The following is a 24520-nucleotide window of genomic DNA, read 5'->3' as shown; positions in this document are numbered from 1 at the left end:
AGCGGGAAGCCCGGCAGGTCGAGCAGTGGAACGACAGCCCGATCGCGGCCAAGGCGTATCTGCCGCCGGTGGACATCGACGCGCAGACCGAACGCAACACCGCGCGCAAGCAGCAGGACGCCCGCGAGCGGCTGGAAGAGCGTTACGACGAACGCGCCCGCGCCGCGTTCCAGGCCGATTACGACCGCGAACTGAAAAACTGGCAGTCGATGATCGACCAGGTTGGCGATCTGTATGCGCGGCACTTTGCCAAGCGGGCGTTTCAGCAGATCGGCTACTACGACTATGACGCGACCTCCCCTGTTTCGGTGGAATACTTCATCCAGATGATGGCCGCCTGCCTGGCCGGCGGGCCTACCGAAACCCTGCCGCAGGAGGGTCAGCCACTCGGGATCACCCAGCATATCTGGCAGCAGCTGCTGGAAGACGACCGCAGCCTGCTTTACCAGGCACTGCTGGCCAAGAACCAGAAGCTGATGCAGCAGGTGGCCAGCGCGCTGTCCGGGGACGACTTCGGCAAGGTGTACGACATCATCAAGGGCATCGCCGGTACCGCAGACGGCCAGCTGTTGATGATCAAGCCGATACAGGATGCCGTTGGCCAGTTGCTGGCCGCGACCAACAGCGCAGGGAATGCGCTCAGCCAGCACCTGAGTGAACGGACCAAGACCCTGATCGGCCATGTGCATCGCTCGGCGTTTGCCCTGTTTGCCGGGCAGCAGGTAACGCCGCTGCGGGTGTCGCTGACAGTGGGCGAATACATGAGCCTGCTCAATGAAGCCCTGGAGGCGCGGACCGATGCGTTTCTGCAGCAGGTAGACAAGCAGTTCCGTGACCCACTGGGCCGCAAGGTGCGGGCCATGGTGCTGAGTGGCGCGATCAATATTGCGGCAACGGGTAACCGTAGCCAGATGATCGAAGTGATGCTCTGGACGTTGGAAAGTGCTGAAAGTTTACAGGCGCGGCTGGTGCAGTTGCGCGAAGGTGCAGCCGGTGGCGTCGGGGCGCTGGTACGCAATATTGCGATTGGTGCGGGTACGCTGCGTGCGCAGGTTACGGGTGGTTTGAAGATCAGTTCTACGGCCGCGCAAAGCGTGGCAAGCGATGCGATGCGCAGCCTGCGGGATGCTGCAGCGAGTAACGAAAGCGTGAAGCTGCTGTTTGCCTTGGGGGGCATATGGTTCCAGCAGGACAGCCTGGGCAAGAACTATCGGGCGTTGCAGGAGATGCATCAGAACAATCCGGAGGCGCTTGCGGCGATCTGGTCTTCATCGCTTGGGTTGTTGGGAGTGAGTGTCGAAGCGGCAGGGCTTGCTGTCACACTTGTACGACCGAAGATACCGTGGCCCGGAACGGTAACCACAGCCTTACTAGGAAAGAACCTAGCCAAGTATGGCGGCGCCATCGCTGCACTCGCCAATGCCATGGATGCAGTGCAATACGTGAATGCGCTCGCCAGAACTAATAACCAAGGGGACAGCACCTCTGCAAACCAGTACGCTCGCGCGGCCGTGCTTGCTACAGTTTCCACTGTCTCTGGTATTTACTCGGCATTATTCGCAAGTTCGCTACTCGGTCCCTTAGGCTTTACGATCATCCTTGGTCTGGCAGCCTATACGCTGGCGATGGATGCCAAAAATCAAGAATCTTCACTATTAGAGCTTTGGTCCCGACACAGTAGATGGGGAACACCAGAGGAACATCGTCGCTGGATGAATCCACAAGATCTGGATACCGCAATTGGCTCACTGAACGCGGCAGCCTTGGGAGTTCAAGCGCAGGCTTCAATTGAGACAAGATTTCAACCAACTCACAGTACGTACACGCTAGACCAAACAAAAGCCTTCATCAGCGATGACGCTGCTGTCGCGGCAGGTTTTTATCTCGATTTGTACATAAGCTTGCCAAATTTCAGCACTGAAGACGCACAGTACAAATGGCAACTGACTGTGTACCCAGCAGGGCAAAATCGACTGCCTTTTTATCTCTCCGGTAATAGTTCACATCCAAAAGTAGTCGAATACGTGCCCGAAGAAACCCAAAAAACCTTTGCTAGCCCTGAAAGCGTCAGCGAACGAATAATTTTTAAAACCACCGATAAGACGCTGCACATCAGCACTTCAATTCCACTACTGGAAAACCATTGCACAAAAGCTATTGAGCTAACGCTCACTTATTGGCCCAACAAGCATGACATGTCAGGTTATGCAAAAGTGACAATGAGAGAAAACAATCTGTCCTCGCTAAGGAGTCTATTCTAATGGCCCGCCCGCACCTTAACCCGCCATGTACAGGATGGATAGAGGACCTACCCCATCCTGACATTCCCATTGCGACCGAAGCCAGCCTGGGCAATCAATCCCCTAACCATCAGGATCTTATCTACCTTGAAGTACCCAGACCCCTCGGTTGGGCAAGAGAAGTAATGGCTTTACTTTCGCTTCCAACTATCGCCATCACCACCCCTCTGCTCAGTTTCATAAACTCCAACTTGGAGCAGAGAGACTTCGAATCCGTGCTAGTTGACATATTAATACTTGCATGCGGAGTATGGGCATCCGTATTTTGCCTTCGAGCAAGCATATCCCCACCCCGAGATGAACCCCTTCGCTTCAACCGAGTACGTAAAAAATTGTATGCGTACAATTTCAAGTACTGCTGGTGGAACCCCTTCACGAACTGGAAAGTAGAAACAGTTTGCTACGACTGGTCCCAAGTCCGCGCCGAGCGCTGGTCCCAGACCGGCGCACTGCCAAACGGTGGGTTAATTTTCAAATTGGGTGTCACACTCTCCATCGTTGCACCTGGCACAAACAATGTCATCGACCGTTTTCCTCTGGTTACGATGGGTGCCGACCAGCATGCCTGGGCCTACATCTGCACCTACATGCAGGAAGGCCCCTCAGCCCTGCCACCACCCGCCCCCCCCAAGGATCACAACGATGTGCTCTGGTGTGAGTTCGCCCTGCGCCTGGCACCCCGAGTAGTGTGGCCAGCGGAAATGGATCTGGAGTCGAGAACCGCCCCCTGAGATTACTGTCTTGCGCTGCTTGCTCTGGCCCCATCGCCGGCATGCCAGCTCTCATAGAACTGCACATGACTCATTGAATTAGCAGGGACTCTGTGGGAGCGGCTTCAGCCGCGAACACCGGCGCAGCCGGTGCCATGCACCGCGTTGGATTCTTCGCGGCTAAAGCCGCTCCCACAGGGTACGCGGGCCGCTTGCGAATTCAGTTTTCTACGCGACAACGCAGCCCAAAGGGCTGGGCAATCTCTCTTGGACTGCACATGACTCATTGAATTAGCAGGGACCCTGTGGGAGCGGGCATGCCCGCGAACACCGGCGCAGCCGGTGCCATGCATCGCGCTGGATTCTTCGCGGGCACGCCCGCTCCCACAGGGGTTACATGGTCGGCGCCACCAACCTGTACCCCACCCCTGGCTCGGTGATGATGAACCGCGGTGCCGTGGGGTCATCGCCCAGCTTCTGCCGCAGATGCCCGACCACGATCCGCAGGTAATGGGTGTCGTCCACATGGGTAGGCCCCCAGATATCCTTGAGCAGTTGCTGCTGGGTAATCACCCGCCCCGGGTGCCCGGCCAGCTGCGCCAGCAGCGCATACTCCTTGCGGGTCAGCGCCACTTCCACGCCATCCAGGGTCACCCGGCGAAAGGCAAAGTCCACCATCAGCGGCCCAAAACTGGCCGCCACTTCCGAGCCACCGGCCTGCGGCACCTGGCGCAGCAAGGCGCGCACCCGCGCCAGAAACTCCTGGATGCCGAACGGCTTGGTCACATAGTCGTTGGCGCCACCATCCAGCGCATCGACCTTCTGCACTTCGCTGGCGCGCACCGACAACACCAGCACCGGCACCGCGCTCCACTCGCGCAGGTCACGCAGTACCTGCTGGCCGTCCATGTCCGGAAGGCCCAGGTCAAGCACCACCAGGTCCGGCTTGCCCAACGCCGCCTGGGCCAGCCCTTCCGCGCCGGTGGCGGCCTCGAGCACCTTGTAGCCTTGCGAGGCCAGGCTGATACGCAGGAACTTGCGGATCTGCGGTTCATCGTCGATGACCAGAAGGGTGGCGGACTGACTCATGGGGTTTCGCTTTCGGTTTCAGGTTGAGGAGGCAGCGGCAAGCATAAAGTGATGCTGGTGCCCTGGCCATCGATGCCTTCGCCCACCAGGATCTGCCCGCCATGGGCGCCGATCATGCCCTGGCAGATCGCCAGGCCCAGGCCGGTGCCCTGCCCGCCGCGGTCGCCGCGAGCGGCGGTGTAGAACATGTCGAAGATCTTCTCGCGATCATCCACGGGAATGCCGGGGCCCTGGTCGCTGACAGCAAAGCACAACAGGGCATCCTGCACCGACACCTGCAGCTCCAGCCGGCCATTGGCTGGAGAGAAGCGCGCGGCATTTTCCAGCACGTTGACAAGCGCCTGCTCGATCAACGCCGCATGCACGAACAGCAACGGCAGCTCGGCCGGCACGTCGGTGTGTACCCGCAGCGGCGCCAGCACCGCGCGCAGGCGGTTGAGCGCGCTGCCGACGATGTCGGCCGGGGCCACCCAGTCGCGGGCCAGCTTGAGGCCGCCGTGGCCCAGGCGGGTCATGTCGAGCAGGTTCTGGATGTAGCGGTCGAGGCGTTCGGCCTCGTTGCGGGTACCCTCCAGCAGTTCGCGGCGGTCGGCGGTGGGGATCGCCTCGCCCAGCGCCAGCAGGCTGTCGATGCTGCCGCGCATGGCGGTCAGCGGGGTGCGCAAGTCATGGGAAACGGACGCGAGCAAGGCGCTGCGCAGCTGCTCGGTTTCACCATGCAGGCGCGCGGCCTCCAGCTGTTCGGCCAGGCGCGCGCGGGCCAGGGCCTGGGCCAGTGGCTGACCAAGGGCAGTGAGCAGGCGCCGGCGCGGGTCGCTGAGCGGCTGGCCGGAACGTGGGCGCACCCCGAGCAATGCCAGGGGCTGTTCATCCACCGCCAGCGGCCACCACCACCAGCGGCCATTGGGCAGGGTGTCGCTGCCATGACCGGCGGCCTGGCCGTGCTGCCAGGCCCATTCTGCGGCGGCGCGTTCGTTATCGCTGAAGGCATGGGCTTCGCCGCTGGCCACCTGCAACTGGCCTTCGACATTGCGCTCCAGCAGGCACACCTGCATGTCCTGCCAACCGTCCAGGTGCTGGCCGGCGGCGTTGAACACCGCCTGGCGGTCGGTGGCCACGGTCAGCCGGCGCGACAGGTCGAGCAGCTGGCTGGTCTGCGCCTGGGTCTCGCGCAGCGCCTGCAACTGGCGGCGCTGGCGGGCGGCCAGGTTGCCGGTGAGTGCAGCCATCAACAGGAAGAACACCAGGGTCAGCACGTCTTCTTCGCGCTGGATCCTGAACGACAGGTTGGGCGGGATGAACAGGAAGTCGTAGGTCAGGAACGACAGCACCGCGCAGGCCAGCGCAGGCCCCAGGCTGCTGCGCACCGCCACCAGCAACACCGCGGCCAGGAACACCAGCGAGATGTTGGGCAGGGCCAGCACACTCGACACCGCCCAGGCCAGGCCTGCGGCCATGAGCGTGGCCAGCAGCGCCAGCAGGTAATGGCGCCAGACCCACACCCGCCGCACCGCCGACCGCGGCGCTTGCGGCTGCGCGTCGCGGTCCAGCACGTTGATTTCCAGGCCGTGGCTTTCGCGCAGCAGCCGCGCGGCCACACCGGCACCGAACAGGCGCCGGCGCAGGCGGTCGCGGGACTGCCCGACCAGCACCAGGCTGGCCCGCCGTTCGGCGGCATGCTGGATCAGCGTGCGCACCACTTCGCCGGCACGCAGCAGTACCACCTCCCCGCCCAGGCGTTCGGCCAGTTGCTGGGCAGCTTGCAGGCGCTGGCGCGCGGTTTCGTCGCGCAGGCGGCCGTTGTCCACGTGCACCAGGCTCCAGGGCAGGTGGCGGCGTTGCGCCACGCGGCTGGCATGGCGCACCAAACGTTCCGCCTGGTCGTCGCCATCCACGCCCACCAGCAAGCGCCCACGCAGGGCCGGGGCTTCCTGGCCGCGTTGGCGATAACCGTGGGCCAGGTCGGCATCCACCTGGGCAGCGGCGGTCTGCATGGCCAGTTCGCGCAGGGCGGTAAGGTTGGTTTGCGAGAAGAACGCATCGATGGCGGCCCGCGCCTGCTCGGGCACGTACACCTTGCCTTCGCGCAGGCGTTCGAGCAGCTCCCGGGGTGGCAGGTCGATCAGCACCAGCTCGAAGGCTTCCTGCAGTACCCAGTCCGGCAGGGTTTCGCGCACTTGCACGCCGGTAATGTCGCGGACCTTGTCGTTGAGGCTTTCCAGGTGCTGGACGTTGACCGTGGTGTACACATCGATGCCGGCGGCCAGCAGTTCCTGTACGTCCTGCCAGCGTTTGGCGTGGCGGCTGCCGGGCGCATTGGTGTGGGCCAGTTCGTCGACCAGCACCAGGGCCGGCGCGGCCTTGAGCAGGCCGTCCAGGTCCATTTCCTCGAGGGTGACGCCGCGGTACTGGCTGCGCAGCAGGGGTTGCTGCTGAAGGCCTGCGAGCAATACCTCGGTTTCGGCACGGCCATGGGTTTCGACCACACCGGCCAGCACCTGCACGCCCTGGCGTTGCTGGGCGTGGGCGGCCTGGAGCATGGCGAAGGTCTTGCCGACGCCGGGGGCGGCGCCAAGGAACACCTTCAACCGCCCCCGGCCGCTTCGCGGGAGGGTAGCCAACAGCGCGTCTGCGCGGGCGGAGTCACTCATCTTTCATCCTTTGCTATTTCCAGCAAGCAGCAAATCCAGGGACAAACACCGTACCTGTGGGAGCGGGTTCACCCGCGAATGCAGTAGTAGCGCCACCGACGCATTCGCGGGTAAACCCGCTCCCACAGGGTCCCTGCTAGCCCCTCAAGTCATCTATCAATGGCTGAGGTTTTCCAAGGCCTGATTCAAGGCCAGCACATTGACCACCGGCGGGCCGATCAATGGGTGGAGGGTGGCCTCTTCCAGCAAGCCTTGCAAGCGCTCCACCGGCAACTGCCGTGCCGCCGCCACCCGCGGGATCTGGTAGGCCACGGCCTCCGGCGGCAGGTGCGGGTCGAGGCCGCTGCCCGAGGTGGTGAGCAACGCCTGGGGCACCGGCCCCTGCTGCGCCTGGTACAACGCAGCCGCATCGCCCTTGACCCGCTCGGCCAGCGCCGGGTTGCTCGGCGACAGGTTGCTGGCGCTGCTGGCCACAGTGGCATAGGCGCCTGCCGATGGCCGCGCGTGGAACCAGCCATCACCCTGGAAATCCTGGGCGATCAGCGCCGAACCGCGCACCTGGCCCCGGTCATCGCGCACCAGGCTGCCATTGGCCTGGCTGGGGAAAACCACCTGGGCAATACCGGTCACCGCCAACGGATACAGCGCGCCGGTCACCAGGGTCATCAACAGGGCCAGGCTCAATGCCGGGCGTACATAAGCATTCATGGTGGCCTCCTCAGACCAGGTGCAGGGCATTGAGCAGCAGGTCGATCAGCTTGATCCCGGCAAACGGCACGACAATGCCACCCAGCCCATAGATCAGCAGGTTGCGCCGCAGCAGGTGCGCCGCACTGGCCGCCTGCACACGCACGCCGCGCAGCGCCAGCGGGATCAGCACGATGATGATCAGCGCGTTGAACACGATGGCCGACAGAATCGCACTCTGCGGGCTGGCCAAATGCATCAGGTTGAGCACGCCCAGCTGCGGGTAGATGGCGGCGAACAGCGCCGGCAGGATGGCGAAGTACTTGGCCACATCGTTGGCGATGGAGAAGGTGGTCAACGCGCCGCGGGTCACCAGCAGCTCCTTGCCGACCTGCACCACATCCAGCAACTTGGTCGGGTCGCTGTCCAGGTCGACCATGTTGGCCGCCTCGCGCGCGGCCTGGGTGCCGTCGTTCATGGCCATGCCCACGTCTGCCTGGGCCAGGGCCGGGGCGTCGTTGGCGCCGTCGCCGCACATGGCCACCAGGCGGCCGTCGTTCTGCTCCTGGCGGATGCGCGCCAGCTTCTTCTCTGGCGTGGCCTCGGCCAGCACATCATCCACGCCGGCCTCGGCAGCGATGGCGGCAGCGGTCAGCGGGTTGTCGCCGGTCACCATCACCGTGCGGATGCCCAGCTTGCGCAGCTCGGCAAAGCGCTCGCGGATGCCGGGCTTGACCACATCCTTGAGGTGGATCACGCCGAGCAGGCGCTTGTCGATGCACACCAGCAGCGGTGTACCGCCGCTCTGGGCAATGCGCTCCACTTCACGGGCCAGCGCCAGGGGCATTTCCAGGCGTTGCATGCCAACGAACGCCAGCACGGCGTCGACGGCGCCCTTGCGGTAGCGGTGCTGCTGCAGGTCGATGCCTGACAGGCGCGTCTCGGCGCTGAACGCCACCGCCTCGAATTGCCCGGCGGCCGGTTCGACGAAGTCATGCAACTGCCGCAGGTACTCGACGATCGACTTGCCCTCGGCGGTGTCGTCCGCCAGCGAGGCCAGCAAGGCGCCCTCCCCCAGCTCGCGGGCGGTGATGCCCGGGGCGGCGTGCAGCGCACTGCAGCGGCGGTTGCCGAAGGTGATGGTGCCGGTCTTGTCGAGCATCAGCGTATGCACGTCACCGGCCGCCTCCACCGCGCGGCCCGAGCGGGCGATGACGTTCAGCCGCACCAGCCGGTCCATGCCGGCGATGCCGATGGCCGACAGCAGGCCGCCGATGGTGGTGGGGATCAGCGTCACCAGCAATGCGGCGAGAAAGATCAGCGGCAGGCTGCCACCGACGAAGTGGGCGAACGGCTGCAGGGTCACCACCACGATCAGGAAGATCAGGGTCAGGCCGATCAGCAGGATGTCGAGGGCGATCTCGTTCGGGGTCTTCTGCCGCTTGGCGCCTTCGACCAGGGCAATCATGCGGTCGAGAGTCGATTCGCCCGGGTTGCTGGTGATGCGGATCAACAACCAGTCGGAGACCAGCCGGGTATTGCCGGTCACCGCCGAGCGGTCGCCGCCGGACTCGCGGATCACCGGCGCGGACTCGCCGGTAATGGCGGCCTCGTTGACCGCAGCGATACCTTCGAGCACCTCGCCGTCACCGGGGATCATTTCGCCGGCCACCACGCGCACCACATCGTCCTTGCGCAGCGCGCTGGCCGCGACGGTCTCGTAGCTGCCATCGCGCTTGCGACGCTGGGCGGTCAGGCCCTGGCTGCCGGCCTTGAGGCTGTCGGCGCGGGCCTTGCCACGGCCTTCGGCAAGGGCCTCGGCGAAGTTGGCGAACAGCACGGTGAACCACAGCCACAGGGCGATCTGCACGGCAACGCCGGTGCTCACGCCGCTGCCGGGGGCGAAGCACAGGACGGTGGTCAGCACCGCAGTCAGGGCGACTACCAGCATCACCGGCGAGCGTTTGAGCTGGCGCGGGTCGAGCTTGACGAATGCCTGCACCAGCGCCGGGCGCCACAACGCGGCGAAGCGGGTCTGGTCCTTGGCACTATGCCGAGCTTGTACTTCAGGAATGGGCATGTTCATGGTCGGTCCTCAAAAACCCAGGCTCAAGTGTTCGGCGATCGGCCCAAGGGCCAGGGTCGGCAGGAAGGTCAGGCCACCGACCAGCAGGATGGTGACCAGCAGCAGGCCGGTGAACAGCGGGCCATGGGTGGGGAAGCTGTTCAGCCCCTGGGGCGCGCTTTTCTTCGCCGCCAGGCAGCCGGCCAGCGCCAGCACCGGCAGGATGTAGCCGAAGCGGCCGACAAGCATGGCCAGGCCGATCATCAGGTTGTGGAACACCGTGTTGGCACCGAAGCCGGCAAAGGCCGAGCCGTTGTTGGCCGTGCCCGAGGTGTAGGCGTACAGCAGCTGGCTGAAGCCATGCGCGCCCGGGTTGCTGACCGCACCCGCCGGGCCTGGCAGGCTGGCGGCGATGGCGCCGAGCACCAGCACGCCGACCGGCATCACCAGCAGGGTCGCCACCAGCAACTGCACCTCGCGGGCCTGCAGTTTCTTGCCCAGGTATTCCGGGGTGCGGCCGATCATCAGCCCGGCCAGGAACACCGCGATCAGCACGAACAGCAGCATGCCGTACAGCCCTGCACCGACGCCGCCAAAGATCACCTCTCCGACCATCATGTTGACCATCGCCACCATGCCGGTCAGCGGGTTGAGGCTGTCGTGCATGGCATTGACCGAACCGTTGGAGGCAGAGGTGGTAGTCACTGTCCACAGCACCGAACCGGTGGTGCCGAAGCGGCTTTCCTTGCCCTCCATGGGGGCGCTTTGCTGTACCTGCGCGCTCTCGAGGGCCGGGTTGGGCTGATACTCGGACCACAACGCCGTGCTGCCGCCGATCAGGAACAGGGCAAGCATGCAGGCGAGGATGGCGCGGCTCTGGCGCAGGTCCTTCACGTAGTGACCAAAGGTGAACACCAGCGCCACCGGAATGAGGATGATCGAAGCCACCTCGAACAGGTTGCTCCAGGCCGTGGGGTTTTCGAACGGGTGCGCCGAGTTCACTCCGAAGAAGCCACCGCCGTTGGTACCTAGCTGCTTGATGGCGATCTGGCTGGCGGCCGGGCCCAGCGGGATGGTCTGCTCGGTGCCTTGCAGGGTGACCGCGTGGGCGTAGTCGGCCAAGGTTTGCGGTACGCCCTGCCATACCAGCAACAACGCCAGCAGCAGGCACAGCGGCAGCAGGCCGTAGAGGGTGGCGCGGGTCATGTCGACCCAGAAGTTGCCCAGCGTCGTGGCGCTGCGCCGGGCGATGCCGCGGCACAGGGCGACCAGCACGGCCAGGCCGGTGGCAGCGCTGACGAAGTTCTGCACGGTCAGGCCGAGCATCTGGCTCAGGTAGCTGACCGACGCCTCACCACTGTAGGCCTGCCAGTTGGTGTTGGTGACGAAGCTGACTGCGGTGTTGAACGCCAGCGACCATTCCTGGCCTGGCAGATGCTGCGGGTTGAATGGCAGGTAGCCCTGCAACAGCAGCACGGCGAACAACAGCAGGAACCCGGCCAGGTTGAAGGCCAGCAGGGCCAGGGTGTACTGCTGCCAGTTCTGTTCCTGGCTGGCGCGCACGCCTGCCAGCCGGTAGCAGGCTTGCTCGACCGGGCCCAGCAGGGGCGACAGCCAGGTGCGCTGGCCTTCCATGACCTTGAAGTAGAACCGCCCGAGCCAGGGTGCCGGTAGCAGCACGATGGCGAAAAAAGCCAACAGCAAGGCGAAGTCGTAACTGTGCATGGCCGCTCCCTAGCTGCGATCGGCGCGCAGCAGCGCCACCAGCAGATAAAACGCCAATGCCACTGCCAGCAGCAGTGACAGCCCGTCGAGCATGTTCATGTGTGGTTCTCCCCGTGGTGCGGCTTGGGCCGCTTTGGGGAAATTGTCCGAGCGAGGGGCGTAAAGGGGCGAGATTGGGGGGTGGGGATGGGAATAAAGAAGGTGTAAAGATCGGGGGTTGAGGTTGCCTGAACCGGCCTCTTCGCGGGTAAACCCGCTCCCACAGGGACCGCACCACTCTCCCGGGCTGCGGAGATCCTTGTGGGAGCGGGTTCACCCGCGAAGAGGCCAGTACAGGTTTACTGCTGAGGCGGCTGCGGGACGGCGTTGCGGCTCCAGTCCAGCAGCAGGCTGTAGCCGACCGCCAGCAAGGTCGGCCCGATGAACAGGCCAATGAAGCCAAAGGCGATCAAACCGCCGAACACCCCCAGCAGCACGATCACCAGCGGCAGGTTGCCGCCACGGCTGATCAGGTACGGTTTGAGCACGTTGTCCACGCCACTGATGATGAAGGTGCCCCAAACCCCCAGAAACACCGCCATGCCGTATTCGCCCTTCCATACCAGCCAGCCCGTGGCCGGGATCCAGGCCAGTGGCGGGCCCATGGGGATCAGGCTGAGCATGAAGGTCACCAGCCCCAGCACGATGGCCCCGGGCACACCGGCAATCAGGAAGCCGATCAACGCCAGCACGCCCTGCGCGGCGGCCGTACCGATCACCCCGTTGACCACCCGCTGCACCGTACCGGCCACCAGCTCCAGGTAGTACTCGGCACGGTCGCCCATCAGGCGGTGCAGCAAGCGCAGGACGAACGCCGACAAGCGCGGGCCGTCGCGGTAGAAGAAGAACACGAATACCAGGCTCAGGGTCAGCTCCAGCACGCCGCTGCCGATCTGCGCGCTGCGCGCCAGCAACCAGTTGCCCATCTGCCCCAGGTGCGGCTTTACCGAGGCCAGCAAGGCCGCGCCCTGCTGGTCCAGCGATTGCCACCAGCTGACCAGGCGCTCGCCAACCAACGGGATGCCACCCAGCCAGGCCGGGGCATCGGGCAGGCCGTCCACCTGCACGTCACGCACGAACGCCGTCGCATCGCGAATGTGATCGGCCAGGTTGAACCCCAGCCACACCAGCGGCAGCGCCACGATCAGGATCCAGGCAGTGGTCAGCAGGCTGGCCGCCAGGGTTTCGCGCCCGCCCAGCGCACGCGTCAGCAAGCGCATCAACGGCCAGCTGGCAAAGGCCAGGATGGCCCCCCACAACAGCGCTGAAATGAAAGGTGCCATCACCCACAGGCCGGCACCCAGCAGCGCCAGCAGCAGAATCTGGACCAGCAAGCGGTCATTGTTAGCCATGGTGGTGCCCGTTCAACGGATCAGTTCAAGATGCAGGCCGTCGGTAGGCGCGCTACCGACTTCGAGGCGGCCATTGCGCACCCCCGCCTTGACCAAGGCCTCGCGCCAGGCTTCAGCCTGGGCGCCACTGAGGCTGGCACGCAGGGTGCTGTCGAGGTTCAGGCTGCGGGCCAGCAGGTTCGCCCAGGCGTCTTGCGGTGCGGCCAGGTCAGGGTAGTCGAGCTTGCCGGTGTCGCGCATTTCGCGCAGCACCGTGGCGGCGGTCGGCAGCAGTTCGCCCAGCGGGCTGCCGGCGACGAACTCTTCCACGTGCAGGTAGGCGCGGCGGTTGCCGCGGGTGACGCTGTACAGCGCGACCAGGGTATCGGCCTGCTCCGCCGAGCGGCGCAGCAGGATGAACGCCTGCTGCTCGTCGCCGCCGTTGAGGCGGGCATTGGCGAACACATCATTGGCCCACAGGCTGGCCTCGCCGCAATCGCGGCCCTGGCACCAGAACAGCGGGTAGCCACCGTCGCGCTGCAGTGCTTCGCGAGCGCTGGTGAAGGCTTCGCGGGCGGTACGCTCGACCGGCAGCTCGTAGGTTACCGAGCTGACCTGGCCACGGCTTTCGACCTTGTCCTCGACCCGCAGGCGGCCGCTGATCTTGCGCAGCGGGCCCATGGGGTAGACACGCTCCTGCTCCACGGCCGGGCGCTGGTCGACCACCTTGGCGTCCACCGGTACCGGCAGGCTGCCGGCCCACAAAACGGGGCTGGCGAACACCAGGCAGGCAGCGAAGGCATTACGGATGGCAACAGGCGCGCTCATTGGCGAACCAGGCGGCGCTCAGCGCCGAGGTGAAGCTCCAGGATGTCTGGCAGTTGCATGGTTGTCTCCCTGTTCAACCCGCCAAGCCTCGACACTTGTCCGGTGCAAGTCAAGCAAAGCCAAAGAAGCGATTGAAACAGTCTGCGACAAGGGCCGCGCCCTGCTCATCGTTCAGGTGCAGGTGATGGCCACCGGGCAGCGTCACCTGCTCGAAGGGTAGCTGCTCCAGCAACCCTGTGTGGCGCGCCAGCATGCCGTCGGCGGCCACCACCAGGCGCGCCGGGCAACTTACCCGGCGCACGTAGGCCATGGCCTGGGCCTCGCTCAGGCGCACTGGCGAAGGCAGGGTCAGGCGGCTGTCGCTGCGCCAGCTGTAACCACCGGGCACCGGCATCAGGCCACGCTGGGCCAGCAGCTCGGCTGCCTCGCGGCTGACCGCGACCATGCCTTTCATGCGTGCCTGCACGCCCTGCTCCAGTGTGGTGTACACCGACTTGCGCTTGCCATCCAGGCGCAACTGGGCCTGCAGCGCCATGCCCAGACGCTCGCCGGCATCCTGCTCGGCACCGGTCGGCGGGATGACCCCGTCGATCAGGGCCAGATGGCTGACCCGCTCCGGCAGCGCGCCAGCCAGTTGCACGGAAATGATTGCCCCCAGCGAATGGCCCAGCAGGGCAAAACGTTGCCAACCCAGCTGCTCGGCCACCCGCAGCACGTCATGGGCGTAGTCGGCCAGGGCATAGCCAGCGCCGAGCGGCCGGTGCTCGGAGTAACCATGCCCGGCCAGGTCCAGGGCGACGATGCGCAGGCCTTTCAGTTGCGGCGCCAGGCGGGCGAAGCTGTTGGCGTTGTCCAGCCAGCCATGCAGGGCGATTACCGGCAGCCCGTCCTCGGGGCCGAACAGGTGCGCCGCCAGTTCGATATGGCCCAGGCTCAGGCGGATTTCCTCGACCTGCGCGCTCATGCCTGGCTCCAGCGGTCGAACAGGCCCTTGATCAGGCTGGCGGTGTCGGTTGGTCGCTCCAGCGGGAACATGTGCCCACCCGGCACGCTGTGGAACTCGCCCCTGGGCATGCCGCGCACAGCCAGTGTGTGGTGGCGGCGAATGACGTTGCTGCGCTCGCCACGGACCATGGCCAGCGGCACCTGCAATTGCCGCGCGGGCGCAGGGCTGGTATGCGGGATGCTGCGGTAGATGCTGATTTCCGTGGCCGGGTCGAAGCGCAACTGCAGCCCCTGCTCCATCGCCTGCAGGCCGTGCTCTATGTAGGCATCGAGGCATTCGGGATCGAAATGGCGAAACAGTGACTTGCCGGCGAAATAGTCTCGGGCACTGTCGCGGTCATTGAAGGTTTCGCGGCGCCCCAGGGTGCGGCCAGCCGGGGTGATACGGTCAATGAAGCCGAAGCGCTTGGCGGTGCGCAGCAGCCACTGGTCGGCGCGGGTGAGCACCGGCGAGTCGAGCATCACCACGCCGCGGTAGTACTCGGGGCAGCGCAAGGCTGCGTGCAGGTGCAACACCCCGCCCAGCGAATGGCCGACGCCCCATACCGGCTGGTCCTGCCGGGCCAGGTGGTGCAGCAGTTCATCGACCAGGCTCTGCCAGTTGTCGTCCACCGGAAAGCGCGGATCGTGGCCGTGCTGGGCCAGGTGCTGCACCTGGTAGTCCGGTGCCAGGGCGGCGAACAGCTTGCCGTAGGTGGCCGAGGGGAAACCGTTGGCATGGGCGAAGAAGATCTGCTGCGACATGGCGCCGGGTCCGGATGGGGGATGATGGCCCATTGTCGGTATCGCGGGGCAGTTCGGCAACGTCCGGATAGGTCATCGGCGAGGGCTATCAGGTCAGGCTTGTGGGCGCGGCGCGGCGGAGGATGGCACGGGCTTCGCCAAGCCCTAATGCGAGTCAGTTAAGGTTTGTCGGTTTGACTGGGGCTGCCTTGCAGCCCTTCGCGGGCTTGCCCGCTCCCACAGGGATCGCGTAAACCATGAGCTCAGCGACACACCTGTGGGAGCGGGCAAGCCCGCGAAGGGCCGCGCAGCGGCCCCGGGGTTTCAGGCCGGCGAGTTGATCGCCCGAAGGGTCATCAGCCCAGCCAGCGGCCAGTCCCCTTCCAGCTCCGCCAGGCTTGCAGTGCTCATGCCTGCCGGTTGCTGCTGGTGGCCATGCTGCAACGCCCCTACCAGGGTACCCACCAGCGGCTGGTGGCTGACCAGCAGCACATGCTCCAGGCCCAGGCGCTCGATTTCGCCGATAACCTGCTGCACATCACTGTCAGGTGTCAGCCAGGGCACGGTGCGCACCGGCTCGGCGAAGCCCAGGGTGTCATGCACCAGGGCGGCCGTTTGCTGGGCGCGTACGTAAGGGCTGGCGATGATCGCCTGCAGTGGCTGGCCCAGCAGGCGGGCGGCGCTGTGCAGCACCTGCTCGCGACCATGGGCGGTCAGCCGGCGCTCGGCATCGCTGTTGGCCCGCGGCTCCGCTTCACCGTGGCGCAGCACCCACAGCTTCACAGCTTGGGCTCCTCGTCACGCACCGGGTGCGGGGCCGGGGCCACCGCGTGCGGCGCCTCGCCTTCCGGGGCACGCGGTGCCGGCCAGTCGGCGAATGGCCAGGGCTTCTGGTCGCTGTGGAAGCTGCCGAAGCGGCCGATCTGCGCCAGGTACTGGCTCAGGCTGTCGCCGAAGTTCATCAGGCTGGCGCTGGGGGCGCCGTACACCAGGCGGTAGATCAGTTGTACCAGCACCAGGCCACCGAGCAGCAGCTCGGCCAGCTGCCAGACCACCAGGAACACCACCATCCACAGGACCCGCAGGATGATCGACTCGCGCTGGGCGCGTTCGGGCGTATCGTTCATGTGTTGCTCCTTGCTGTTGTCAGAGCCGCTGACGGCTCAGTTGAAACCGCTGATGGAAATGAAATCGACATCGGTCTTCGGCTCGGCACGCATCAGGTGCTCGATCACCTGGTTCAGCGTGCGGCCTTCGAACAGGATGGCATGCAGGCCAGCCACCAGCGGCATGTACACCTGCACTTCCTGCGCCTTGGCCTTGAGCACCTTGAGGGTGTTGACGCCTTCGGCCACTTCGCCCAGGCGGTTGACCGCCTGCTCCAGGCTCAGGCCCTGGCCCAGCGCGTGGCCGACCTGGTAGTTGCGGCTCTTGGGCGAGGAGCAGGTGACGATCAGGTCACCGACACCGGCCAGGCCGAGGAAGGTCATGGGGTTGGCGCCCTGGCTGACGGCGAAGCGGGTCATCTCGGCCAGGGCGCGGGTAATCAGCATGCTCTTGGTGTTCTCGCCCATGCCCAGGGCCACCGCCATGCCGGCGATGATGGCGTAGACGTTCTTCAGCGCCCCGCCCAGCTCGACGCCAAAGCGGTCGGCACTGGCGTAGACGCGGAAGGTACGCCCATGCAGCACGGCCTGTACCTGCTGGCACAGTTTTTCGTCCTCGCTGGCAACCACCGTGGCGGTCAGCGCATGTTCGGCGATTTCACGGGCCAGGTTGGGGCCGGACAGCACGCCGATGCGCGCCTCGGGGGCGATTTCCTCGAGGATCTGGCTCATCAGCTTGAAGCTTTGCGCTTCGATGCCCTTGGTCAGGCTGACCAGGCCCTTGCCGCGCAGCAGCTCGGCATGCGGGGCCAGCACGCTGCGCAAGGCGCTCGATGGCAGGGCGACGAAAATCAGCTCGCTGGCCTGCAGGGTGGCCAGCAGGTCGCTGACCGGCTCGACGCCGTCGTGCAGGCGGATGCCCTTGAGGTAGCGCGGATTCTCGCGATTGACGCGCATGGCCTCGGCCTGTTCCGGGTCGCGCATCCATTGGCGCACCGGCACACCGTTTTCTGCCAGCAGGTTCGCCACGGCGGTGCCGAAGCTGCCGCCTCCCAGAACTGCAACAGGTTGCTGTTCAGTCATATCCAATCCGTTAAAGCCAAAAGTTAAGTGGCGACCCGGCCATTATACGGCTCGCCTGCTACAGAACCAGTGTCAGTACTGGCCTCTTCGCGGGTAAACCCGCTCCCACAGGTACAACGAAGCCTTCAGTAGCGGTGCGGTCCTTGTGGGAGCGGGTTTACCCGCGAAAGGGCCATCACGGGTAATGCAGATCACTGGCAAATACGCCACGGTCAGTTACCATGCCTGTTTCAATCCTGATACAAGGCCGCTTTGTGTTCCCTGGCACGCCCCCGTACCCGCGCCTGCTCATACTGACTGCCCTGCTCGGTGGCCCGGCCGTGGCCGATGACCTGTTCATCGACAACACGGACCTGCCGCAGGTTCTGACCGCCACGCGCCTGAAACAATCCCCCGCCGCAGTCCCGGGCAGCATGACCGTGCTCGACAGCGAGCTGATCCGCGCCAGCGGTGCCCGCGACATCCCCGAACTGCTGCGCCTGGTGCCGGGCATGATGGTGGGCTACAACGCCGGCAACCAACCCACGGTCAACTACCACGGCAGCAACGTCAACGATGCCCGGCGCATGCAGGTGCTGATCGATGGCCGTTCGGTGTACCGCGCCGGCCTGGCCACGGTGGACTGGAGCGACATCCCCCTGGCCATGGAGGATATCGAGCGCATCGAGGTGTTCCGCGGCCCCAACACGGTCAGCTACGGCGCCAATGCGCTGATGGCGGTGGTCAACATCCTTACCCGCAACCCTGCCGACAGCCATGGCACGCGGCTGAAGATGACCCGCGGCCAGGACGGCATCAACGATTTCTACGCCAGCCACGGCTTCGGCTGGGATGGCGGCGACATGCGCCTGTCGCTGTCCGGCCAGCAGGACGATGGCTTCGACGAGAACCAGTTCGGCCAGGATTACCGCGACAGCCGCCGGCTAACCCGCTTCAATATCAACGCCAGCCACAGCCTGGCGCACGACCAGACCCTGGAATGGCAACTGGCGGCGAAGGAAGGCAGCAACCAGCGGCCTTATACCTATCAGCCGGTGTTCGCCAAATACGAAGCCGGTAACAACGCTGACGTCAATGCCAAGGACTACGCCGGCTCATTGCGCTGGACCAAGGACTTCAGCTCCGAGCACAGCCTGTATATCCAGGGCTCTGCCCAGCATTTCGACCGCCAGCAGGTGTGGCGTGCCTGCGACGCCTTGCAGTCGTTCAGCCCGGAATTGACCCAGCTCTGGCAAATGAACCCTGACTTCGCCGAAAAAGTGGCGCGCGGCATTGCTACCGGCGCACCACTTTCGACCGATGATCCCGTGATGAAAGCGCTTCTGGAGAAGGTCCAGCAGCAATGGGCGAACGGTGGCAAGCAGCAGGTTTGCGGCGACGTCGACCAGAGCACCCGCGAAACCCGCTACGACCTGGAAATCCAGGATACCCTGAGCCTGACCGACAGCCTGCGCCTGCTCAGCGGCATGAACTACCGCTATGATCGTGCCGACTCGCAGACCTACTTCAATGGCAGCATCGACGACCAGACCTGGCGCCTGTTCGGCCAGCTGGAGTGGCGCGCCGACGAGCACTGGATCCTGCAGGGCGGTGCCATGTTCGAGGACTCGCGCCTGTCCGGCAGCTCGCTGACCCCGCGCGTGGCGGTCAACTACCTGATCACCCCGCGCCATGGCCTGCGTGCGGTGTATTCCGAGGCAGTGCGCTCGCCAGACATGTTCGAGAACAACATCAACTGGAGCTACACGGTCAAGAACCTGACCCCCAACGCTTTCGGCCTGCAAAACGGCGAATACTTCGTCAAGACCCGCGGCCCGGGCGACCTCGACCAGGAACGCATGCGCTCGCGCGAGCTGGGCTACAACGGCTACTTCAGCGACATCGACCTGAACATGGATGTGAAGCTGTTCTACGACGAGATCACCGGAATGATCAGCGAGCCCCTGAAGAACAACCAGTACATCGCCAGCAACGCCAACAAGGCCCGTTTCAGCGGCAGCGAGGCGCAACTGGACTGGCGCCCGACCCTGCGCGACCGCCTGCGCCTTACCTACGCCTACGTGGATGCCTGGGCAAGCAACCCTGCCGACCGCCGCCTCAGCGCGCGCAACAGCGGCTCGGCCGGGTGGATGCGCGAGTGGGGCGACGGCTGGTCCAGTGCGCTGTTCTATTATGGCGACGATGCGCTCAACCAGTACCGCTACGAGCGCCTGGACCTGCGCCTGGCCAAGCGCTTCCGGGTGCATGGCAGCAACCTGGAGCTGGCGGCGCTGTGGCAACAGCGCCTGGACGATGAGCCGACCACGGCAATCCAGAACCGCTACGACAGCCGCCACCGCCTGAGCGTCAGCGCGGAGCTGGAGTTCTGATGGCCCTGCTGCTGCGCCTGTTGCTGTTGTGCCTGTGGCCGATGGGGCCGCTGTCCGCCAGCGAAATCGTGTTGGTAGGCGCGGAAGACCAGCCCGGCATTCGCAGTTTCGTCGCTGCGCTGGAAAGCCGCCGGCCGCACGATCACGTGCATTTCCAGACCACCGCCGACCTGCCACGCCCGGGCAAGCTCAAGGCTGACCAGCGCCTGATCTTGCTGGACAACGCCGCACTGGAATGGCGCCTTGGGGAAACCGCCGGCCCGCCGGCCCTGGCCATGAGGGTCAGCCGGGTACAGGCTGAACAGCGCCTGGGAAAGTCGCGGCCCGCGTTCCTCACGCTGCTGTGGAGCGACCCGCCGCTGGGCCGACAGCTGCGCCTGGCGCGCTACCTGCTGCCGCAGGCCCAGCGCATTGGTGTGCTGTACGGTGAGCACAGCAGCTTTCTGCTCGAAGAGCTGCGCCATGCCGCCCGCGCGCTGGGCCTGGAGATCATTGCCCAGGACTGGCCCGACCCGCGCGACAGCCGCCCTCTGCAACATTTGTTGGCCAACAGTGACGTGCTGCTGGGCCTGGACGATGCCGACCTGTTCAACTCCAAGACTGCGAAGAACCTGCTGTTGAGCAGCTATGGCCGGCAGATGGCGCTGATCGGCCCGAACGCCGGGTTCGTCCGCGCCGGCGCCCTGGCCAGCACCTTCAGTGACCAGGACGATTGGCTGGCGGTGCTCGACCAGTTGCTCGACCAGCCACCGGCGCGCTGGCCGCGCAGCCTGTACCCGGTGCGCTTCGGCGTCAGCGGCAATCAGCAGGTGGCGCGCGCCCTGGGCCTTGAACCGATCGATCCGAACGCCGCCGCCAAGGCCCTGGCCGAAGGAGAACCCACCCCATGAGCAAGCGCCTGAGCTGGGACATCCACACCCGCACCCAGATCATCAGCCTCGGCCCTGCCCTGCTGCTGACCTTGCTGCTGATCAGCTTCTTCACCTTCGTGCGTATCCAGGACCTGCGCCAGGAACTGAACCACACCGGGCAGCTGATCGCCAACCAGCTGGCGCCAGCCTCGGAATACGGGGTGATCTCGGGCAACAACGAAGTGCTCGAGGGCCTGATGCGCGCCACGCTCAGCATCCCCCACGTGCGCTTCCTCGAGGTGCAGGACAGCCGCAACCACATCCTGGTGTATGTGGAGCAGTCCGACGAAAGCGCCAACCGCGCGCAGCGCGTCGAAGTGTTCCAGGCACCCATCCGCCTGCAGCAGATCCGCCTGGACAGCGACTTCCTGCAACAGGGCAAGGCCACCACCCCGGCCATCGGCGACGATTACCTGGGCCGGGTCATCGTCGGCATGTCCGATGACGCCTTCAGCCAGCGCCAGCAGGAAATCGTGATCAAGGCCGGTATCCTCGCGCTGTTCGCCCTGCTGTTCACCTTCCTGCTGGCGCGCCGCCTGGCCCTGAGCCTGGCCAAGCCGATCAGCGACATGGGGCATGCGGTCAAGGCCATCCAGCAGGGCGAGTACCACACCCTGTTGCCGGTGGTCGATGACAGCGAACTGGGCCACCTGGCACGCCACATCAACAACCTGGCCCACGCCCTGGAGCAGGCCAGCAATGAACAGAAGCAGGCCATTGCCGAACTGATCCAGGCCCGCGAGGAGGCCGAACAGGCCAACCGCGCCAAATCGGACTTCCTGGCGATGATGAGCCACGAGCTGCGCACGCCGATGAATGGCGTGCTGGGCATGCTGCAGTTGCTGGAAACCACCCAGCTGAACAGCGAACAGGCCGAGTACACCGCGGTGGCAAGCGAATCCACCGGGCACCTGCTCAAGGTCATCAACGACATCCTCGACTTCTCGCGCATCGAACGCGCCGCGCTGCAACTGGAACACATCGACTTCAACCTGGGCGAGCTGATCACCAGCAGCGTCCAGTCGTTCCAGCACAGCGCCCAGCAGCGCGGCCTTGCCCTGCACCTGCAACTGCCGGCGGGTATCGAGCAGCTGCAGGTGAACGGCGACCCCACGCGCATCCGCCAGATCCTGCTGAACCTGGTCGGCAATGCGCTGAAATTCACCGAACGCGGCCAGGTACAGGTCGAGGCGCGCTGGCAGGTGCTCGACCGCCAGCTGATCTGGCTGACCTGCAGTGTGCGCGACACTGGTATCGGCATCGACAACGAGCGCCTGGAAATGATGTTCGTCGCCTTCCAGCAGGCCGACAGCTCGATTTCCCGCCGCTATGGCGGCACCGGGCTGGGGCTGTCGATTGCCCGCACCCTGGCCGAACGCATGGGCGGCAAGCTGCGCGGCGAAAGCCGTGAAGGCCTGGGCTCGACCTTTACCCTGGAGATGCCGCTGGCCCTGGCCAGCCCTGCCCCGGTATCACTGACGCTGCCAAGCGCTGCGCCGCCGGCGGTGGCCGACAATGATCAGGTGCTGCTGGTAGAGGACAATCCGGTCAACCAAAGTGTCATCGAGGCCATGCTGCGTAGCCTGGGGCTGGCGGTATGCACTGCCGAGGACGGCCTGGAGGCGGTCGAACGGGTCAGCCGGCAGCGTTTTGCCGCCGTGCTGATGGACTGCCGCCTGCCGCACCTGGACGGCTATGAAGCCACCCGGCGTATCCGCCAGCTGCCCAACGGCGCCAGGCTACCGATCATCGCCCTGACCGCCAACGCCTTGCAGGGCGACCGCGAGCGTTGCATGGCGGCCGGCATGGACGACTACCTGAGCAAACCCTTGCGCCGCACCGAACTGCAGCGCGTGCTGCAGCGCTGGCTACCCGGTCAGACAACCGCGACTGGCGATAAATGCTAAAGTGCGGCAGTCTTAAACACTGGACAGGACCTTCATCGGACCTGAAAATAGACGTTTCAGTGCACACCTGTACTTCTTTCACCGGGTGCACTGTGACTTTCACCACAACGCAATAGTCTACCTGTAGGCTGCCGTCTCGGACGCGATGCGTATCGGGCCGGCCGGGAAGATTCATCCCCTGCCGCAGGGGGTTATTGAGGAGCTCGCATGACCAAACAACACGCCTTTACTCGGGAAGACCTGCTGCGCTGCAGTCGCGGTGAGCTGTTCGGCCCAGGTAATGCGCAACTGCCCGCGCCGAACATGCTGATGGTCGATCGCATCACCCATATCAGCGAAGAAGGCGGCAAGTACGGCAAAGGTGAATTGGTCGCCGAGCTGGATATCAATCCGGACCTGTGGTTCTTCGCCTGCCACTTCGAAGGCGACCCGGTAATGCCGGGCTGCCTGGGCCTCGACGCCATGTGGCAGCTGGTAGGTTTCTTCCTCGGCTGGCAGGGCCTGCCGGGCCGCGGTCGCGCCCTGGGTTCGGGCGAGGTGAAGTTCTTTGGCCAGGTACTGCCGGAAGCCAAGAAAGTCACTTACAACATTCACATCAAGCGCGTCCTGAAGGGCAAGCTGAACATGGCCATCGCCGATGGCTCGGTCAGCGTCGACGGCCGCGAGATCTACACTGCCGAAGGCCTGCGGGTCGGCGTGTTCACCTCCACTGACAATTTCTAAGGGTTATTCGCATGCGCCGCGTCGTTATCACTGGTCTGGGCATCGTATCGTGCCTGGGCAATGACAAAGCTACCGTCACCGAAAACCTGCGCAACAGCCGTCCGGGTATCCGTTACAACCCGGAATACAAGGAAATGGGGCTGCGTAGCCAGGTTTCCGGGTCCATCGACCTCAACCTCGAAGAACTGATCGACCGCAAGGTCTACCGCTTCGTCGGCCACGCTGCTGCCTACGCCTACCTGGCGATGCAGGACGCGATCAAGGACGCCGGCCTGACCGAAGAGCAGGTTTCCAACCCGCGTACCGGCCTGGTGGCTGGCTCCGGCGGCGCCTCGACCCTGAACCAGATGGAAGCGCTGGACACCCTGCGCGAGAAAGGCGTCAAGCGCGTCGGCCCGTACCGCGTTACCCGCACCATGGGCAGCACCGTTTCGGCGTGCCTGGCCACACCGTTCAAGATCAAGGGCATCAACTACTCGATCTCGTCGGCCTGCGCCACTTCGGCACACTGCATCGGCACCGCCCTGGAGCAGATCCAGTGGGGCAAGCAGGACATCGTCTTCGCCGGTGGCGGTGAAGAAGAGCACTGGAGCCAGTCGTTCCTGTTCGATGCCATGGGCGCCCTGTCGACCAAGCGCAACGAAACCCCGGACCAGGCCTCGCGCGCCTACGACGCCGACCGTGATGGCTTCGTCATCGCTGGCGGTGGCGGCATGGTGGTGGTCGAGGAGCTGGAGCACGCCCTGGCCCGTGGCGCCAAGATCTACGCGGAAATCGTCGGTTACGGCGCCACTTCCGACGGCTACGACATGGTTGCCCCGAGCGGCGAAGGTGCCATCCGCTGCATGCAGCAGGCGCTGTCGACCGTCGACACCCCGATCGACTACCTGAACACCCACGGCACCTCGACGCCGGTCGGTGACGTTGCCGAGATCAAGGGCGTTCGCGCCGTGTTCGGCGACAAGGCACCGAAGATCAGCTCGACCAAGAGCCTGTCGGGCCACTCGCTGGGCGCTGCCGGCGTACACGAGGCGATCTACTGCCTGCTGATGATGGAAAACAACTTCATCGCCGGCTCCGCCAACATTGACGAGCTGGACCCGGAGGTCGCCGACCTGCCGATCCTGCGCAAGACCGAAGAAAACGCCAAGATCGATACGGTCATGAGCAACAGCTTCGGCTTCGGCGGCACCAACGCCACCCTGGTGCTCAAGCGCTGGGAAGGCAAGTAAGACGCTGCTGCGGTAAACGAAAACGCCCCGACTGGT

At 64.9% G+C, this 24520-nt stretch carries 20 protein-coding genes; 7 read left to right on the top strand and 13 right to left on the bottom strand.

The annotated features are described in order from the left end of the window. Together CAG22_RS08050 and CAG22_RS28945 are read left to right on the top strand one after the other, a co-directional pair. The coding region (locus tag CAG22_RS08050; RefSeq protein ID WP_085705172.1) for a T6SS effector BTH_I2691 family protein at window positions 1–2261 on the top strand (2261 nt) is incomplete at its 5' end. Beyond that, window positions 2261–3031, top strand: coding sequence for a DUF6708 domain-containing protein (locus tag CAG22_RS28945; RefSeq protein ID WP_371916848.1), 771 nt, complete (start codon window positions 2261–2263; stop codon window positions 3029–3031). The genes CAG22_RS08050 and CAG22_RS28945, both read left to right, overlap by 1 nt. Before the next feature lie 372 nt (window positions 3032–3403). Here the strand turns inward: CAG22_RS28945 and CAG22_RS08040 are convergent, their stop codons facing one another. The 13 genes from CAG22_RS08040 to CAG22_RS07980 all read right to left on the bottom strand — a co-directional run bounded on the left by CAG22_RS08040 (window position 3404) and on the right by CAG22_RS07980 (window position 17342). Continuing rightward, the gene (locus CAG22_RS08040; protein WP_013973414.1) at window positions 3404–4099 is read right to left on the bottom strand and encodes a response regulator; all 696 of its coding nucleotides are present in this window, start codon (window positions 4097–4099) and stop codon (window positions 3404–3406) included. Then, the gene (locus CAG22_RS08035) at window positions 4096–6750 is read right to left on the bottom strand and encodes a sensor histidine kinase KdpD (protein WP_085705170.1); all 2655 of its coding nucleotides are present in this window, start codon (window positions 6748–6750) and stop codon (window positions 4096–4098) included. The genes CAG22_RS08040 and CAG22_RS08035 overlap by 4 nt, the downstream gene beginning before the upstream one ends. A gap of 156 nt (window positions 6751–6906) precedes the next feature. Beyond that, window positions 6907–7458: a potassium-transporting ATPase subunit KdpC gene (kdpC, locus tag CAG22_RS08030; RefSeq protein WP_085593477.1), complete on the bottom strand. Its 552-nt coding sequence runs from the start codon at window positions 7456–7458 to the stop codon at window positions 6907–6909. Between the two features lie 10 nt (window positions 7459–7468). Beyond that, window positions 7469–9523: a potassium-transporting ATPase subunit KdpB gene (gene kdpB, locus CAG22_RS08025; protein ID WP_085705168.1), complete on the bottom strand. Its 2055-nt coding sequence runs from the start codon at window positions 9521–9523 to the stop codon at window positions 7469–7471. Between the two features lie 9 nt (window positions 9524–9532). Continuing rightward, window positions 9533–11227, bottom strand: a complete 1695-nt coding sequence (kdpA, locus tag CAG22_RS08020; RefSeq protein WP_085593480.1) for a potassium-transporting ATPase subunit KdpA — start codon at window positions 11225–11227, stop codon at window positions 9533–9535. Window positions 11228–11236: 9 nt separating this feature from the next. Continuing rightward, on the bottom strand, window positions 11237–11326 hold the full coding sequence (kdpF, locus tag CAG22_RS08015; protein ID WP_003251485.1) for a K(+)-transporting ATPase subunit F: 90 nt from the start codon (window positions 11324–11326) through the stop codon (window positions 11237–11239). Window positions 11327–11565: 239 nt separating this feature from the next. Next, window positions 11566–12618, bottom strand: a complete 1053-nt coding sequence (locus CAG22_RS08010; RefSeq protein WP_085705166.1) for an AI-2E family transporter — start codon at window positions 12616–12618, stop codon at window positions 11566–11568. A 12-nt stretch (window positions 12619–12630) separates the two neighbouring features. Continuing rightward, entirely contained in the window at window positions 12631–13425 is a 795-nt protein-coding gene (locus tag CAG22_RS08005; RefSeq protein WP_025339954.1) for a DUF4892 domain-containing protein, read from the bottom strand. 109 nt (window positions 13426–13534) lie between these two features. Beyond that, entirely contained in the window at window positions 13535–14389 is an 855-nt protein-coding gene (locus CAG22_RS08000; RefSeq protein WP_025339955.1) for an alpha/beta hydrolase, read from the bottom strand. Further along, on the bottom strand, window positions 14386–15174 hold the full coding sequence (locus tag CAG22_RS07995; protein ID WP_085691582.1) for an alpha/beta fold hydrolase: 789 nt from the start codon (window positions 15172–15174) through the stop codon (window positions 14386–14388). The genes CAG22_RS08000 and CAG22_RS07995 overlap by 4 nt, the downstream gene beginning before the upstream one ends. Window positions 15175–15477: 303 nt before the next feature. After that, a complete protein-coding gene (gene sixA, locus CAG22_RS07990) occupies window positions 15478–15936 on the bottom strand; it encodes a phosphohistidine phosphatase SixA (RefSeq protein ID WP_015271084.1) in 459 nt (152 codons plus the stop codon). Further along, entirely contained in the window at window positions 15933–16280 is a 348-nt protein-coding gene (locus tag CAG22_RS07985; protein WP_025339957.1) for a DUF4389 domain-containing protein, read from the bottom strand. The genes sixA and CAG22_RS07985 overlap by 4 nt, the downstream gene beginning before the upstream one ends. 36 nt (window positions 16281–16316) lie before the next feature. Beyond that, window positions 16317–17342 carry an NAD(P)H-dependent glycerol-3-phosphate dehydrogenase gene (locus CAG22_RS07980; protein ID WP_025339958.1) on the bottom strand — a complete coding sequence of 342 codons (1026 nt, stop codon included), beginning with the start codon at window positions 17340–17342 and terminating at the stop codon, window positions 16317–16319. Window positions 17343–17563: 221 nt separating this feature from the next. Here CAG22_RS07980 and CAG22_RS07975 point away from each other — a divergent pair, with 221 nt between their 5' ends. The 5 genes from CAG22_RS07975 to fabB all read left to right on the top strand — a co-directional run bounded on the left by CAG22_RS07975 (window position 17564) and on the right by fabB (window position 24484). Beyond that, window positions 17564–19711, top strand: coding sequence for a TonB-dependent siderophore receptor (locus CAG22_RS07975; protein WP_170929279.1), 2148 nt, complete (start codon window positions 17564–17566; stop codon window positions 19709–19711). Then, window positions 19711–20601: an ABC transporter substrate-binding protein gene (locus tag CAG22_RS07970; protein WP_085592764.1), complete on the top strand. Its 891-nt coding sequence runs from the start codon at window positions 19711–19713 to the stop codon at window positions 20599–20601. The genes CAG22_RS07975 and CAG22_RS07970 overlap by 1 nt, the downstream gene beginning before the upstream one ends. Next, window positions 20598–22529 (top strand): ATP-binding protein, encoded by a 1932-nt coding sequence (locus tag CAG22_RS07965; protein WP_025339961.1) that lies wholly within the window; start codon window positions 20598–20600, stop codon window positions 22527–22529. Before CAG22_RS07970 ends, CAG22_RS07965 begins: the two co-directional genes overlap by 4 nt. A gap of 207 nt (window positions 22530–22736) precedes the next feature. Beyond that, entirely contained in the window at window positions 22737–23252 is a 516-nt protein-coding gene (gene fabA, locus CAG22_RS07960; RefSeq protein ID WP_003251509.1) for a 3-hydroxyacyl-[acyl-carrier-protein] dehydratase FabA, read from the top strand. 11 nt (window positions 23253–23263) lie between these two features. Next, a complete protein-coding gene (gene fabB, locus CAG22_RS07955) occupies window positions 23264–24484 on the top strand; it encodes a beta-ketoacyl-ACP synthase I (protein ID WP_075045838.1) in 1221 nt (406 codons plus the stop codon). Window positions 24485–24520 lie beyond the last annotated feature (36 nt).

This window comes from Pseudomonas sp. B8(2017) (assembly GCF_002113575.1).
Taxonomy (GTDB): domain Bacteria; phylum Pseudomonadota; class Gammaproteobacteria; order Pseudomonadales; family Pseudomonadaceae; genus Aquipseudomonas; species Aquipseudomonas putida_Z.
Note: the sequence above shows the minus strand (reverse complement) of the source record. Positions and strands in the feature narration are given on the sequence as shown.

Bases quoted from the DNA above. Each gene is read 5' to 3' on its own strand.
- CAG22_RS28945 (WP_371916848.1), top strand. From the start codon at position 2,261: ATGGCCCGCCCGCACCTTAACCCGCCATGTACAGGATGGATAGAGGAC.
- CAG22_RS08040 (WP_013973414.1), bottom strand. From the start codon at position 4,099: ATGAGTCAGTCCGCCACCCTTCTGGTCATCGACGATGAACCGCAGATC.
- CAG22_RS08035 (WP_085705170.1), bottom strand. From the start codon at position 6,750: ATGAGTGACTCCGCCCGCGCAGACGCGCTGTTGGCTACCCTCCCGCGA.
- kdpC (WP_085593477.1), bottom strand. From the start codon at position 7,458: ATGAATGCTTATGTACGCCCGGCATTGAGCCTGGCCCTGTTGATGACC.
- kdpB (WP_085705168.1), bottom strand. From the start codon at position 9,523: ATGAACATGCCCATTCCTGAAGTACAAGCTCGGCATAGTGCCAAGGAC.
- kdpA (WP_085593480.1), bottom strand. From the start codon at position 11,227: ATGCACAGTTACGACTTCGCCTTGCTGTTGGCTTTTTTCGCCATCGTG.
- kdpF (WP_003251485.1), bottom strand. From the start codon at position 11,326: ATGAACATGCTCGACGGGCTGTCACTGCTGCTGGCAGTGGCATTGGCG.
- CAG22_RS08010 (WP_085705166.1), bottom strand. From the start codon at position 12,618: ATGGCTAACAATGACCGCTTGCTGGTCCAGATTCTGCTGCTGGCGCTG.
- CAG22_RS08005 (WP_025339954.1), bottom strand. From the start codon at position 13,425: ATGAGCGCGCCTGTTGCCATCCGTAATGCCTTCGCTGCCTGCCTGGTG.
- CAG22_RS08000 (WP_025339955.1), bottom strand. From the start codon at position 14,389: ATGAGCGCGCAGGTCGAGGAAATCCGCCTGAGCCTGGGCCATATCGAA.
- CAG22_RS07995 (WP_085691582.1), bottom strand. From the start codon at position 15,174: ATGTCGCAGCAGATCTTCTTCGCCCATGCCAACGGTTTCCCCTCGGCC.
- CAG22_RS07985 (WP_025339957.1), bottom strand. From the start codon at position 16,280: ATGAACGATACGCCCGAACGCGCCCAGCGCGAGTCGATCATCCTGCGG.
- CAG22_RS07980 (WP_025339958.1), bottom strand. From the start codon at position 17,342: ATGACTGAACAGCAACCTGTTGCAGTTCTGGGAGGCGGCAGCTTCGGC.
- CAG22_RS07975 (WP_170929279.1), top strand. From the start codon at position 17,564: ATGCCTGTTTCAATCCTGATACAAGGCCGCTTTGTGTTCCCTGGCACG.
- CAG22_RS07970 (WP_085592764.1), top strand. From the start codon at position 19,711: ATGGCCCTGCTGCTGCGCCTGTTGCTGTTGTGCCTGTGGCCGATGGGG.
- CAG22_RS07965 (WP_025339961.1), top strand. From the start codon at position 20,598: ATGAGCAAGCGCCTGAGCTGGGACATCCACACCCGCACCCAGATCATC.
- fabA (WP_003251509.1), top strand. From the start codon at position 22,737: ATGACCAAACAACACGCCTTTACTCGGGAAGACCTGCTGCGCTGCAGT.
- fabB (WP_075045838.1), top strand. From the start codon at position 23,264: ATGCGCCGCGTCGTTATCACTGGTCTGGGCATCGTATCGTGCCTGGGC.